Origin of the sequence: Metaplanococcus flavidus (assembly GCF_042675885.1) — a bacterium.
In the GTDB taxonomy this organism is placed as follows: domain Bacteria; phylum Bacillota; class Bacilli; order Bacillales_A; family Planococcaceae; genus Planococcus; species Planococcus flavidus.
Map to the genome: position 1 here is coordinate 50,230 of NZ_JBHTKI010000015.1, position 14,072 is coordinate 64,301.

At 47.4% G+C, this 14,072-nt stretch carries 11 protein-coding genes, 1 tRNA gene and 1 pseudogene; 8 read left to right on the forward strand and 5 right to left on the reverse strand.

Annotated features, from left to right (window positions below; translation table 11 throughout):
* Window positions 1-16 precede the first annotated feature (16 nt).
* Together ACFQ1X_RS11025 and ACFQ1X_RS11030 are read right to left on the reverse strand one after the other, a co-directional pair.
* Complete coding sequence (locus ACFQ1X_RS11025) at window positions 17-436, reverse strand: universal stress protein (protein WP_144838176.1); 420 nt, start codon at window positions 434-436, stop codon at window positions 17-19.
* A gap of 26 nt (window positions 437-462) precedes the next feature.
* The gene (locus tag ACFQ1X_RS11030; protein ID WP_144838178.1) at window positions 463-1,923 is read right to left on the reverse strand and encodes a SulP family inorganic anion transporter; all 1,461 of its coding nucleotides are present in this window, start codon (window positions 1,921-1,923) and stop codon (window positions 463-465) included.
* Window positions 1,924-2,146: 223 nt separating this feature from the next.
* On the opposite strand from ACFQ1X_RS11030, the gene ACFQ1X_RS11035 reads away from it, so the two are divergent.
* Both ACFQ1X_RS11035 and ACFQ1X_RS11040 read left to right on the forward strand, forming a co-directional pair.
* On the forward strand, window positions 2,147-4,033 hold the full coding sequence (locus ACFQ1X_RS11035) for an LTA synthase family protein (RefSeq protein ID WP_144838180.1): 1,887 nt from the start codon (window positions 2,147-2,149) through the stop codon (window positions 4,031-4,033).
* A 43-nt stretch (window positions 4,034-4,076) separates the two neighbouring features.
* Entirely contained in the window at window positions 4,077-4,946 is an 870-nt protein-coding gene (locus ACFQ1X_RS11040; protein ID WP_144838182.1) for a patatin-like phospholipase family protein, read from the forward strand.
* Between the two features lie 65 nt (window positions 4,947-5,011).
* Here the strand turns inward: ACFQ1X_RS11040 and selA are convergent, their stop codons facing one another.
* From selA to selB, 3 genes and pseudogenes are all read right to left on the reverse strand, one after another.
* Window positions 5,012-6,424, reverse strand: coding sequence for an L-seryl-tRNA(Sec) selenium transferase (selA, locus tag ACFQ1X_RS11045; RefSeq protein WP_144838184.1), 1,413 nt, complete (start codon window positions 6,422-6,424; stop codon window positions 5,012-5,014).
* Between the two features lie 70 nt (window positions 6,425-6,494).
* Window positions 6,495-6,677 (reverse strand): annotated as a pseudogene (locus tag ACFQ1X_RS11050) (Rdx family protein); the annotation flags it as partial.
* A 74-nt stretch (window positions 6,678-6,751) separates the two neighbouring features.
* On the reverse strand, window positions 6,752-8,650 hold the full coding sequence (selB, locus tag ACFQ1X_RS11055) for a selenocysteine-specific translation elongation factor (RefSeq protein ID WP_144838187.1): 1,899 nt from the start codon (window positions 8,648-8,650) through the stop codon (window positions 6,752-6,754).
* A 573-nt stretch (window positions 8,651-9,223) separates the two neighbouring features.
* On the opposite strand from selB, the gene ACFQ1X_RS11060 reads away from it, so the two are divergent.
* From ACFQ1X_RS11060 to ACFQ1X_RS11085, 6 genes are all read left to right on the forward strand, one after another.
* A tRNA-Sec gene (locus tag ACFQ1X_RS11060) sits at window positions 9,224-9,320 on the forward strand.
* A gap of 162 nt (window positions 9,321-9,482) precedes the next feature.
* The gene (locus ACFQ1X_RS11065) at window positions 9,483-10,493 is read left to right on the forward strand and encodes a glycosyltransferase family 4 protein (protein WP_144838189.1); all 1,011 of its coding nucleotides are present in this window, start codon (window positions 9,483-9,485) and stop codon (window positions 10,491-10,493) included.
* A 22-nt stretch (window positions 10,494-10,515) separates the two neighbouring features.
* Window positions 10,516-11,565, forward strand: a complete 1,050-nt coding sequence (selD, locus tag ACFQ1X_RS11070) for a selenide, water dikinase SelD (protein WP_144838191.1) — start codon at window positions 10,516-10,518, stop codon at window positions 11,563-11,565.
* 116 nt (window positions 11,566-11,681) lie between these two features.
* On the forward strand, window positions 11,682-12,437 hold the full coding sequence (gene phnE, locus ACFQ1X_RS11075; protein WP_144838193.1) for a phosphonate ABC transporter, permease protein PhnE: 756 nt from the start codon (window positions 11,682-11,684) through the stop codon (window positions 12,435-12,437).
* A gap of 13 nt (window positions 12,438-12,450) precedes the next feature.
* Window positions 12,451-13,212, forward strand: coding sequence for a phosphonate ABC transporter ATP-binding protein (phnC, locus tag ACFQ1X_RS11080; protein WP_144838195.1), 762 nt, complete (start codon window positions 12,451-12,453; stop codon window positions 13,210-13,212).
* Window positions 13,213-13,279: 67 nt separating this feature from the next.
* Window positions 13,280-13,888: a polysaccharide deacetylase family protein gene (locus ACFQ1X_RS11085; protein WP_379082578.1), complete on the forward strand. Its 609-nt coding sequence runs from the start codon at window positions 13,280-13,282 to the stop codon at window positions 13,886-13,888.
* Window positions 13,889-14,072 lie beyond the last annotated feature (184 nt).

The window sequence follows — 14,072 nt, forward strand, 5'->3', positions numbered from 1 at the left end:
TTATTCGCATATTGTTTTATTTTACAATGAGAACCGGACAATTGGCACGTTTTACCACTTTGTGGCTGACGCTGCCGAGCACCATTTCCTGCAGTGAATTCAAGCCACGGCTGCCGATGACGAGGATGTCGAAATTTTCCTCATTGGCATATTCCACAATTGCAGGCCCCGGTGTGCCGTGCAGAATTTCAACACGGTATTTGATATTACCCGTGGCAATCGATTCTTCCACCGGCTGCAGTTTTTTACGGCGCTGAAGATCAAGTTCTGCAGAACTGCCGCTGTGCAGCACGTCGTTTTTCGCATTGGCGTGATCTGCTACGTAAACAATCGTGATCTGTGCATCCGGGTTCGCCCCGGCAACCTGGATTGCTTCCTTTGCGGCGCGGAGTGAATGATCGGAACCATCCACAGCCAATAAAATTTTGTTATACATATGTCGACACTCCCCTTTTCATCTTTTTAATGCGCTGGCAATTTCGCATTATCACTCTTGAATATGGCCAGCTGATCGATCAATTTCTGGCTTCCCGTATCCAGACCGACAACTTCGACCCTATTCGCGTTTTCCCTGAACTTCAGGACAACACGGTCGACAGCCCCGACGCCGGAATCATCCCAGATATGGGCATCCGTGAAATCAATCACGATATCTTTATCTTCCACTGCAAAATCGAATTTGTCCAGAAAATCATCGACAGAGGCAAAAAATAATTGACCCTGCACCTGATAATGAGTCGATTCCAGCAGCTTTTTCTCCACTTTAATTTTTGAAATCTTGGCGACAAAGAAGATGGCACTCAAGACGACACCGGCAATCACACCCTGCGACAAATCGTGTGTATAGACGACGATGGCAACCACCGCAACCATTACAACCGAATCGCTGAGTGGCGCTTTTTTCAAGTAAGTGAAGGATGACCAATCGAATGTGCCGATGGCTACCATGATCATGATGCCGACCAATACCGGCATCGGAATCTGCACGACCCATTCGCCCAGTACGATGATGAGGAACATCAGGTAAACACCTGCAAGCAGTGAAGACAGCCGGCCTCGGCCGCCGGATTTCACATTGATGATGGCCTGGCCGATCATGGCACAGCCCGCCATTCCGCCGAAGAAACCGGTAACGAAATTGGCAATTCCCTGTCCTCTCGACTCTTTGTTCTTATCGCTTCCCGTTCCAGTCATATCATCGACGATATTCGCCGTCAGCAACGATTCCAGCAAACCGACGATTGCGAGGGCAAATGAAAACGGCAGCACAATCAGGAATGTTTCAAATGTAAACGGCACATTCGGAAGGAGGAAAGACGGAAGTGCTTGTGTAATCGTTCCCAAATCCCCGACTGTCCGCAGTTCAAATCCGCCAAAAATCGCGGCGCCGGTTAGAAAGACCAAGGCAATCAATGGTGCTGGAATCGATTTAAAGAATCTCGGAACCAGATAGACAATCACAAGTGTAATCGCCACGAAAATATAAGTGACGTTATTAATACCCAGAAAATGCGGTACTTGCGCCATAAAGATTAGAATAGCTAACGCATTTACAAAGCCGATCATGACGGCGCGGGGAATGAATTTCATAACTTTCGCGACTTTGAAGACCCCAAAGAGAATTTGAATGACCCCCGTCAGAATGGTCGCTGCAAGGAGATATTCCACTCCGTGGTCCTGTACCAGTGGCACCATCAACAGGGCCATGGCACCGGTTGCACCGGAAATCATCCCGGGACGCCCTCCGACAAACGCAATGATTACGGCGATTAAAAAGGATGCATACAGGCCGACCATTGGGTCGACACCTGCGATTATTGAAAAGGCAATGGCTTCCGGTATCAGGGCGAGCGCAACGACCAATCCGGCCAGCGCATCTCCTTTGATATTGAAAAACCATTCTTTTTTGATTTTCTCTAACATGTCTTGCTCCTTTATATAGTGTATTTCATATGGCTTCGGTAAACGGAGCCAGCTGATATTGCAATGGGAACAGTGTAGCACCATTTTTCCCGAAATGTAACCATTATGGGAAAAAAGATTATTTTGTGTTAGAATGAAACTAGGTAATAATGAGAAAAATTTATTTTGAGATTGGCTATGCCAGCACATCTTTAGATGAAATATTCATAAAAGGAGTTTTTGCATGAACCGCAAGAAATGGCCAAGCCATAGCATATTGGCAATCGCAATTATAGCCACCTGGCTAAAAACCTATATTGTTTACAAGACCGGGTTTTCCATAACCATCGATAACCTTATGCAGGAATTCATCCTGTTACTCAGTCCGCTGAGTTTATTATTGTTCCTTTATGGTGCGGCTCTTTTCATTAAAAAGCCCGCCAACAGGAATCGCTTCCTTGTGGCGATGACATTGTTGACGTCCATTGTCCTGTACGCAAATATTGCGTTCTACCGGTTCTTTTCGGATTTCATAACACTGCCGGTGCTTTTCCAGACCAATAATTTCGGGGATCTGGGTACCAGTGCCGCTGCCAGCATCTTCATTACGGACATCTTTTACTTCTCAGATGTCATCCTTGTGCTGCTCGCCATTAAATTCCTGCCAGTGGTGCATGAAAAGGCGACCTCTGTGCCTTGGCGAAGAGCTTATTTCCTGCTGTCCGCCGCTACCCTGTTTTTGAATCTGGGTTTGGCGGAAGCAGAACGGCCGCAACTTCTGACGCGAAGCTTTGATCGTGAGATGCTCGTAAAAAATATCGGTGTCTATAATTACCATCTGTACGATATTTACATTCAATCCAAGTCACAGGCACAGCGGGCGTTTGCTGACAGCTCACAGCTGGTTGAGGTAAACAATCATGTGCGTACTCACCACGTGGATCCTTCAGAAGAAATGAAAGGAATTGCTGAAGGCAAAAACCTGATAATTGTAACTATGGAATCAATGCAGACGTTTACAATCAACGCAGAGATGAACGGCGAGACCGTCACTCCTTTCCTGAATGAATTGACGGAGGATGAAGATACGATTTATTTCCCGAACTTTTATCATCAAACAGGACTCGGGAAAACATCGGATTCTGAATTCCTGCTTGAAAACTCCCTTTATCCGTTGGGAGGCAGTGCCGTATTTTTCACGCATGCAGGGAATACCTACAATTCAATGGCTGAAAAACTTGGCAATGAAGGATATGCAACAAACGTCCAGCACGCCAACACGAAAAGTTTCTGGAATCGGGATATGATGTATGATTCCATGGGCATCGATGAATTCCATGACATTGAAAGCTACGAAATCGGCGAAGGCCAAGCCGTCAACTGGGGGATGAAAGACATTCCGTTCTTCGAGCAATCCGTTGCGCATATGAAAGAAATGCCGCAGCCATTCTACAGTCGTTTGATCACGCTGACGAATCACTTCCCTTTCACATTGGAAGAAGAAGATAAACTGATCCCGGAGTTCGACTCGAATTCCGGCACACTCAACCGCTTCTTCCAGACGACCCGTTATTTGGATGAAGCTGTGAAGGAATTATTCGATGAACTAAAAGAACAAGGATTGTATGAGAACTCTGTCATCATCCTGTACGGAGACCATTACGGAATTTCCGAAAACCATAACGCAGCAATGGCCCAATACCTGGGGAAAGAAATAACCCCTTATGAATCCGCTCAATTGCAGCGCGTACCTTTCTTCGTCCACATTCCCGGATCCGGAGAAGGCCATATAAATGAAAAAATTGGTGCCCAAATCGATTTGCGTCCGACATTGTTAAACCTGCTTGGAGTTGATGCGGGTTCTGATGTCCAATTCGGAAACGACTTGTTTGCACCGGATCACGAGGAATTCGTAATTTTCCGGGACGGGCGTTTTGTCACCGAAAATTATGTCTTTGCCGGAAATAAGTGTTACGAAAATGGCACCGGCGAAATCATGAATTTCGAATTTTGTGAGCCGCATATTGATGAAGCTATTGCGGAATTGGAATATTCTGATAATATGATTATTAAAGATCTATTAAGATTTTATGATGAGGAAACTGGGGAATTGATAGATTCTGAAAAGTGATTTACAAGAATAATCTGGTATTCAAAAAAACGGGGGGATCGATATGTATAAAGACGGCTTAATCCTCGAAGGTGGCGGGATGAAAGGGATTTATACTGCGGGTGTTCTGGAATACTTCATGGAGAAAGATCGTTACTTTTCCTATGTTATCGGGGTATCTGCAGGAGCCTGCAACGCCGCTTCCTATCTTTCCAGACAACGCGGACGAAACAGGTCGGTCATGATCGATTATGTTGGCCACCCTGATTACATCTCGTTCCGAAACCTGATTCAACGGAGGGAATTGTTCGGCATGGATTTGATTTTCGATCAGATCCCGAATGTGCTGCAGCCTTTTGATTTTCAAACATTCCACGCAGCTGAGGAACGCTTTGTCATTGGCACAACAGATTGCCTTACCGGAGAACCTGTCTATTTCGAGAAAAGCGGACATCCGAGCGACATTCTGTCGATTATCCGGGCATCCAGCTCCATTCCCTTCATGTCTAAAGCAGTCACTTACAGGGGCCATCAACTGATGGACGGCGGTGTTGCGGATCCGATTCCCATCCGTAAAGCGATCGCTGATGGTGTGGAAAAACCCGTTATCGTTCTGACGAAAAGCAAAGGCTTCCGTAAAAAGGCTTCCCCTTTCTCCAAGACAACCCGTTATTTCTACAAAGATTATATAGGACTCACCCATGCCATGGAAATACGCTGGAAACTTTATAATGATACGCTGGACGAAATCGACAAACTTGAAAGCGAAGGAAAAGTTTTCGTCATCCGTCCTTCGGAAGATTTTAAAGTTAAAGGAGCTGAACGCAATCCCGAAAAACTTGAACAAATGTTTAAGCAAGGTTATTCAGATGCGCAACACACCTTTGAAGCCATTGAAAACTGGCTGGAAGCAACTGCTGTCATCTCTTTATAAATTACGCACATAAAAAGAACCACAGGCCGTCCCATCTTTAGAGGGGAACGAGCTCGTGGTTCTTTTTATTCCGTTTGTGCAATTGCCATAAAACTATCAGCGACAATAGCCATTTCTTTGTCACTCACCGTACGGAAATCGATGCAAACCTTATTGTCCTGAATTCTGGTGATGACTGGTGGCCGGCATTCTCTAAGGTTTGATGCGACTTGATGCGCTGGAAGTATCTTATGGCTCACTGCTGCCATATAAGTGGGAATCTCCACTTCCGGCATCGTGCCGCCGCCTATTTGTGATGTACTTTCCATCAGTTCCAGCCGGTAAGCGTCAGTCCTGGATTCTAAATTCACAATGAATCTCTCTGCCTGTTGCCTGATGTCCTCGGGAGAGCGCAGAATATCTCTTACTGTCGGAATTTGCAGTACAGCCTCATCATTGGTTATATAAGCCTTCAAAGTTTCTTCCAAAGCTGCAAACGTCAGCTTATCGACTCTCAATACCCTCGCCAGTTGATGTTTTTTCAATTGGCTGATGATGTCTTTTTTGCCTGCAATGATGCCTGCCTGCGGTCCACCGAGCAATTTATCCCCGCTGAAGCTGACGATATCAATACCTGCAGCGATCACATCTCTCACATGCGGTTCATTTCCGATCCCATGCTTTTTAAAATCATATAAAGCCCCGCTGCCGAGATCTTCATAAAATATCACATCGCCATATCGGTTTTTCAAGTCGATCAACTCTTCTGTTTCCACGGTTTGTGTGAAACCGGTCATCTTGAAATTGCTTGTGTGCACTTTCATGACCATCGCCGTTTCTTCCTTCATGGCTGTTTCATAATCTAATAAATGCGTTTTATTGGTGGTGCCCACTTCCACCAGACGCGCACCGCTTTCTTCCATTATAGAAGAAACTCTGAACGAGCCCCCGATTTCAACCAGCTGGCCGCGTGATACAATCACTTCGCGATTTTTCGCCAAAGCACTTAATACCATAAACACTGCCGCAGCGTTATTGTTCACGACCATTGCCGCTTCCGCACCTGTCGCCTGAGTTATGAGCTCTTCCAAAATATCATGGCGGGAACCCCGTTTGCCTTCAGTGATCCGGTATTCCAGATTGGAGTAATCGCGTGCTGCCCGGCTAATATGGTCCACCGCCGGCTCACTCAGCCGCGCACGCCCCAAATTAGTGTGCAATACGGTTCCTGTTCCGTTAATGACCGGCATAAGACGGTCTTCTTTCCATCGCGCCGCTTTTTCACCGGCATTGCTGAAAATCAAATCTGTAAAATTTTCTTCGGATGGCGTAATGGCCACCTCGCCCTGCAGCAACCCTTCGCGCAACGCACTCAGCTCCTGCTGGAGATATTTTGTGCCTTGTTCTGCGCTTATTCCGAATACCTGCAGAAATTCATCAAAGCGATTGTCTTTCTGCAATTCATGTACGGGCGGTAATTGGCGTAAATATTGCTTCATCGCAGATCCTCCATCTTATTGGCCGCTCGCGCAGGCCGTCCGTTCTTTCCGGCGCCGGCCTATACTGCATTCATTTTTCAATTATCCGAATGATTTCACCAAGTTCCGGATACTGTTTGGTTTCCAGTTTCGAGTGGATTTTCTTTCCATCCACAGTAATTTCAAATGCCCCTCCGGAACTCGGGATCAATTCCAATGAAGTGATTTCATTCCGGAAATGTCTAAACAGCTGTTCCGCAAAACTTGCGGCTTTAGGTCCGTAATTTCACTGCATGCAAAATTCGATAATAACTTTTTTAGTCATGAAACTCCCTCCATTTCCTCTTTTTAACTGTCAGTCCATCGCCGTCGGTCGTCTTCACGGGCTGTCACCCCCATTGAATCGAGCAGCTCCAAAAACGGGATCAAGTATTTCCTTGAAACTTCCAGGCTGTCTTTCGCTTCCTTTAAGCCAAACACTGAGTCCGTTTCCTGCTTGAGCTTCGTAACTGCTTTTTCAAACGCATGGCGGTGGACCATCGCATCCTCCTGCAATCGGTAAACCTGTTTCGTTTCCAATAAATACAACGTCAAATCCGAAATCTCATCCTTCGGCAACGGCGTGCCTTCAAAATACTGCTCCCATTTCTTCACTTGGATGCCGTCCTTTTCAAGAGCCGAAATGATTCCTTCCATACGCACCTTCCATTGTTTCGGCAAATGCGGTTCGAATGTTCCGAGCGTGATGAATTGTTTGTTCTTCTTCAATTCTCCCTGATTGGCCAAAGCATTCAAGCTGTATTCAATAAAAGGCTTCGGATAGCCCGCGCTCAGTGACTGGCTCAACTCCGCCTTGCTTACACCTGGTCTCATCGGATAGTCTGTATGATAACTTTCCACACGCGCACCGATTTCCCCTTTGATCTTCGAAAAAGTTTTGGCCAGGCTGAATTTCTGCGGACCCACTTCCAGCACTCTGCCGTCTTCCAACCCTTCCGTAAGTGTCTTTTTCAGGACCGGTTCATCGAGTGAAGTTTGTTGAATCAGCTGCTGAAGATCCAACAGGATGTTTTTCGATAACGCTTCTTCAACGAGATCTTCCGGTGTTCCCTGCATGATATTCTGCAGCATCTCAATGGTGTCGGGACCAAACCGGTATTTGCCGCCTTTCGGCTGAATCACCCAGCCGCCGCCGAGTGTTTCAACCGGTGTTGGCCGCCGCACGATAAAACGGTCGCCGCGTCGAACCACGATTTCTTCATCGAGCCGGATCTGGCACAGCACTTCCTCGTCGGTCTGCTCCAGTTCATTGCGGTCAAAAAAGACGATTTTCCCCATCACTTCTGAAGTTCCCACGTGCACTTTCACCGGTGCCCGCTGCTTGAGCGGTGTGAATGTGCCACTCGTAAGATTCAATGCCACATCAATCGTGTCGGTCACCAGAAAATGGTCGGACGCTACCAGCACATTCCCCCGAAAAACATCGCTCTTATCGATTCCTCCGAGATTGATTGCTGTCCGCTGCCCTGCACGCGCTTCTTCCTGCTCTTCGTGATGGACCTGAATCTGGCGCGCTTTCACTTTCAGCCCTTTCGGCAATAAAGTCAGCTGCGCCCCTTTTTGGACTGCTCCTTCATAAATCGTTCCGCGGACAACCGTACCCTGCCCTTGAACGGTAAACACCTGATCAATCGGCAAACGGAATGAACCATAGGCGTCCCGGAATTTTACCGCCTTCAGTCTGTCGATGATCGCCGACTTCAATTGATCGACCCCTGTTCCCGACAAACTGTCGACAAGCACATACGGCGCTCCGTCGAAAATCGTTCCTTCGAGTCGTTCCTGTATATCTTCCTGAACGAGCTCCAGCATAATTTCATCCACACGGTCGATTTTGGTGATGGCCACGATGCAATGTTCGACACCCAGAAACTGAAGAATTTCCAGGTGTTCCTCTGTTTGCGGCATGACACCTTCATCTGCCGCAATGACAAGAACCACCAGATCAATGCCTGCCACACCCGCAATCATTTGCCGGATAAAACGCTCATGCCCCGGCACGTCAATGATGGATAATTGCAGACCTTCTTCTGTCTCGAACGGCGCATAGCCAGGTTCAATGGAAATGCCCCGCTCTTTCTCTTCCTTTAAACGATCCGTATCCACATTCGTCAACGCCTTCGTCAACGCCGTTTTGCCGTGATCGATATGACCCGCCATGCCAATCGTATAATATGTCTTCTCCATGTGCTCACCCGTCTTCTCTGATTGATATATATGTTGAATTAAAGAATTCGATAAATATGCCGCTTCGGTGCTTTGGACAAGGGCAAAGACCATGCTCCTGCGCACTGCTCGTCGCAAAGGAGGTGCCATCTTCGTTTGGCACACCTTGGCTCCCGCAATAAGCCGAGAAGATCACTCGTCTGTTGCTTCGTCGGCATTCGCCTGCTCCTGGAGCGCACCTTCGCTAGGAAAGTAACTTTGATTGAGAGAGTATCTTAGATATGAAGCAAAACAGCGAAGACGCCCAGGGGACCAAGCGAAGTGCTGAGATCCACTCGGGCGAAGTGGAACGAGACCGAGTTAGCTCAGCGCAAGCCCCCAGGCAAGCGAAGCTGTTTTGCGGAATATCGGCTACTATGGATATATGAATTCAGCATATATAATATCTTAACTTTAATCTTCCTCCAGCGGTGTTACAAGCGAACGGTTCCGCCTGTCGTTTACACGTTTTCACAAAGCGGCTGATCTTTTTCCGGATCTCATTTCTTGCGGATCTGTGTTTTTCAATATACAATTAAAAACGCTTACTGCTACGGGGTTGGATGAGTGACTGGTGTCTTCCTGGGTCTTCAAAACCCTGAGGGGCCTGCGTGCCAGGTCCGGTGGGTTCGATTCCCACACGATCCCGCCAAACTTACGAATCTGAAGCCGCCGATTTGGCGGTTTTTTTCTTTACCATTTCACATTGGAGTGATTAAAGATGACAAATTACACTAATTTCAGGATAATTAGATGAAGGCATTTTATATCCAGCTAGTTCTTCATGCCAAACGAATAAAGGATTGAACTTACAATGAAAATAGTATTGGCCGCGCCTAATTATCCGCAGCCGCGGGGCAACACTGTGACTGTGCGAAGAATTGCAGGGAATTTGGAGAAAATTGGTGTACGGACTGAAATTGTTTCAATTACAGGAGAAAACTGCTTCGCCACTTTGCCGGATGCGGACCTGGTGCACGGCTTTCACGCCTATTACTTCCATCAGTTTCTGCAGCAGCTCGATCAAAAACCGAAGTCTTATATCATCACAATGACCGGCACGGATTTGAATGCGGATCTTTACAATCCTGAAAAACGCCCCGATGTTCTCAGCACGCTGGAAGGCGCCAAGGCGATCCACGTTTTTGATGAAGCCGCAAAAACCACTGTGCTGCAGGAAGCGCCGCAATTCGAAGGAAAAGTCTTTGCAGTTGCACAAGGCACCAGCGATTTTTCTTCGGCGCAAAGTTCCCAGCTCGAAAAAGAAGCGGGCACGTTTTTATTCGTATTGCCGGCTGGCATCCGTAAAGTAAAGAATATACCGTTTGCCATCGACGCGCTCCGCAAGCTTCATAAAACGATTCCGAACCTTCGCCTGTGGCTGGCAGGACCTATTCTCGAACAAGCGGAAGCGGACATTGTGTTCGCTTTGGTGGAAGAACATGCCGACTGGCTGACCTATATCGGCGAAATTCCTCATGCTGAAATGGGCGTTGTTTTCGAAAATGCGGATGTGGTGCTGAACACTTCCCATTCGGAAGGGCAGCCAGCCGCGATTCTTGAAGCGAAGGGCTACGGCAAGCCTGTTCTGGTATCCAACGTTCCAGGTAATAATGGAATGGTTATAAATGGAAAAAACGGGTATTTGTATAATGACCAAAAGCAATTCCTTTATTACGCAGCCAAGCTGATTAATAATAACGAAGCAAGGCAGCGCATCGGCATGCAGGCAAAACAATATGCGGCCGATCACCATTCTCCTTCCTTTGAAGCGGAAGCTTTGCTGAAGATTTATACTTCAGTCACGCAGCAAGACAATACTTGATACAGAAAAGAGGCGGATCCTAATGACTGAAAAAGATATGGTTAAATTGACTTCTTTATCATCTAAAGGTGGTTGAGGATGCAAAATTGGTCCTGAGGACCTGGCGCAGGTTCTGCGTCACTTACCTAGAAATGCAGAAAACCCTAATTTACTCGTCGGACTGGATACAGCCGACGATGCCGGCGTTTATAAAATCAGCGACGATGTGGCGCTTGTCCAAACCTTGGACTTTTTCACACCGATCGTCGATGACCCTTATATGTTCGGACAAATCGGTGCAGCCAACTCATTGAGCGACGTTTACGCAATGGGCGGCAAGCCGCTGACCGTCATGAATATCGTGGCATTCCCGATCAATACACTTGATAAGAGCATTCTGGCTGACATTTTGGCCGGCGCTTCCGATAAAGTGAAAGAATCCGGTGCCACTTTGGTTGGCGGACATTCAATCGACGACGAGGAGCCGAAATTCGGATTATCCGTGACCGGCACGATTCACCCTGACCGCATCCGCTCCAACGCTGGTGCACAGGCTGGCGACCGCCTGATTTTGACCAAGCCGATTGGTGTCGGGATTTTAACCACTGCGATCAAGAATGACCTTTTGGGCAAAGAAGACCTCGATGAAGTCATGGAAGTCATGGCCACATTGAACAAAAAAGCGGCGGAAGCGATGGAAAACTATACCGTCAATGCCTGCACGGACGTAACTGGCTTCGGCCTTCTTGGCCACACGATGGAAATCGCAAAAGGCAGCAGCACCGGAGTCACAATCTATAATGATGAAGTGCCTGTTCTTTCAAAAGCCAAAGAACTGGCCGAACAGAACATCATTCCGGGCGGTACGTATAAAAATCACAAATGGCTTGCAGCCGATATTGATTACGCAGAAAATATCAGCGAAATCGATCAGCTCATCCTGTGTGATGCTGTAACTTCCGGCGGCCTGTTGATTTCTGTTCCGGAAACTGAAGCTGATGCATTGCAGCGCGACCTGCAGAGAAGCGGTGTTCAATCTTCAATCATCGGAGAAGTTACCGAATCCAATGCGGGACGCATTAAAGTTATCTAATTAAAAGCGCTAAAGACTGTACAATAAAAACAAGGACTCGCAGCGAGTCCTTGTTTTAAAATTACAGGCAATACGATAAGCCGTAGCGGCATCACCAAAGAATAGAGTTGATTTTGATGTGGTTTAAAAAGAGAAATTTATTAATATATGCTTTATTGGTTGTGGCGATATTCATCAGTATGCGGCTGACTGAGTTCGATTTGACGAAATTCCGGGATTTCCGGAACATGATCGACTTTTTGTCGCAATGGTTCCCGATGGATTTCACACGCCTGCCCGGCATGCTTGAAGATACCCTGGCTACTTTGGCGATGGCTTTTCTTGGCAGCTTTCTGGGGCTGATCATCGGTTTGCCGCTCAGTTTTCTGGCCGCGCGGAATACAGCACACTCAAAGCCGGTTTTCCACTTTTTCCGGGTTGCTCTCAGCTTTGTGCGTTCTGTACCGGAAATCGTTTTTGGCTTGATTCTCCTGACCACGCTTGGTCTTGGACCGTTTCCGGCAGTGCTGGCAATCACATTCCATAACATCGGCGTCATGGGCAAGCTGATTTCCGAGCTGATTGAAGCCGCCGACACCGGACCTCAGGAAGCGATGAAAGCGGTCGGCGCAAAACGGTGGGTCGCTTCCCTCTTCAGCATTCTTCCCCAGATTTGGCCGAATGTCCTGTCCAATTTTTTCTATCGTTTCGAAGTGGCGATCCGCACATCATTGATATTGGGATTCATCGGCGGCGGCGGCATCGGCCAGCGCCTGTTCAATGATTTCAGTACGTTTAACTATTCATCTGTGTCGCTCGACGTCCTAATTATCATGGTCATGGTAATCCTTGTCGACTCGCTCGGCAGCTTTGTCCGGAATCGTGTTATCTAAAGGAGGCATGAAAATGCTGGAACTAAAAAATGTATCAGTCCGTTACCCCGGAATGAAGAAAAATGCCCTTTCCGACTTAAACTTATCTTTCGAAAGGAATGACTTTGTTTGTGTACTTGGAAAAAGCGGCGCCGGAAAGTCGACATTCATTCGTTGCATAAATGGTTTGCAGCAGCCGACTGAAGGCGAAATCCGTTTTGACGGCACCCCGATATCTTTTCAGAAAGAAGAGCTGCGACAAATCAGACGGGAAATGGGGATGGTTTTTCAGCATTTCAACCTGATTCCCCGCATGAGTGTGCTGCAAAACGTGTTAACCGGTCGCTTCGGTTATCGCTCCACATTTAAAAACCTGGCCGGCTGGTTTACAGCCGATGAAATACAGGAAGCTAAACGCATTATTGCGGAAGTCGGGCTAACGGAAATGGAAAATCGCCGTGTAGAAAATTTAAGCGGCGGCCAAAAGCAGCGTGTCGGCATCGCGCGCGCTTTGGTGCAGCATCCACGGATTCTTCTGGGCGACGAACCCGTGGCCAGCCTGGATCCTGGAACTTCGAACCGTATTTTCTCTTTATTGCAGGAGATTCATGAACGACTGGGTTTGCTGACCATCATCAATGTGCACGATATTGAACTTGCCAAACGTTATGCAACGCGAATTATTGCGTTGAAAGACGGTGAATTGATTTTCGATGGCAAGCCCGAAGATTTCACAAGCACGGAGTACGAGGAAACTTACGAATCCGAACAGCAGAACCTGTTCTTCCAGATTTGATACAAACTTCTTAAGAGGAGTGATTTTGATGCGAAAAAGTCCATGAGCAGTCAATCCGTCCAGGGTCGTGTACGACTCTCAAAATCCGGAAATTCTGGCTTCCGTTCCGAATCGAAACCAGGGCAGGAAAACCGTTATTCTCACTTTTGACGATGGGCCGGGAAGAGTATTGCCTGACATACTCGATATATTGCAGGATACGGACACACCTGCCGTCTTCTTCTGGCAATCCCGCCTCCTCCACAAGGAGAGACCGTGGAAAAGAGTATTGGCGGAAGGCCACCAGATCGGCACCCATACCGTAAACCATAAAAATTTGACTGATAACCTGACACAGCAGCAGCAATACGACGAGCTGGAAAAAAGTATAGACGCAATCAAACGCATTACAGGCGTCCCGGTGAAATTTTTCCGTCCGCCTTACGGGCAGTTCAATGCCGATACCGTCCAAGCAGCCAAACAGTTGGATCTCAAAACCGTCATGTGGCGGATCGCTTCGATGGACTGGGAACTGAAAGACGATCCTGGCCAGATTGTCGCGAATGTCGTCGATCATCTGGAAGATGGCGCCATTATTTTGCTGCATGAGTTAAGCCAAACGCTCGAAATTCTGCCTCAGCTTATTGCTGCCATCAAAGAACAGGGTTATGAGTTTGCTTTACTGGAAACTGAATAAATCGGCAGCACAAAAAACGCCGCCAGCTGACAGCCCACGAATTGCTTCGTGGGACTGACGCTGGTGGCGCTTTTTTCTATTTTCTTTGTCCAGACTCCGGCGGCCCAGCTCTTCGGGTCATAAGCCACTTTGTGTCTAGTCTCCAGTGCCTAGCTCTTCGGGATATAAGTCAAATCAGCTACGT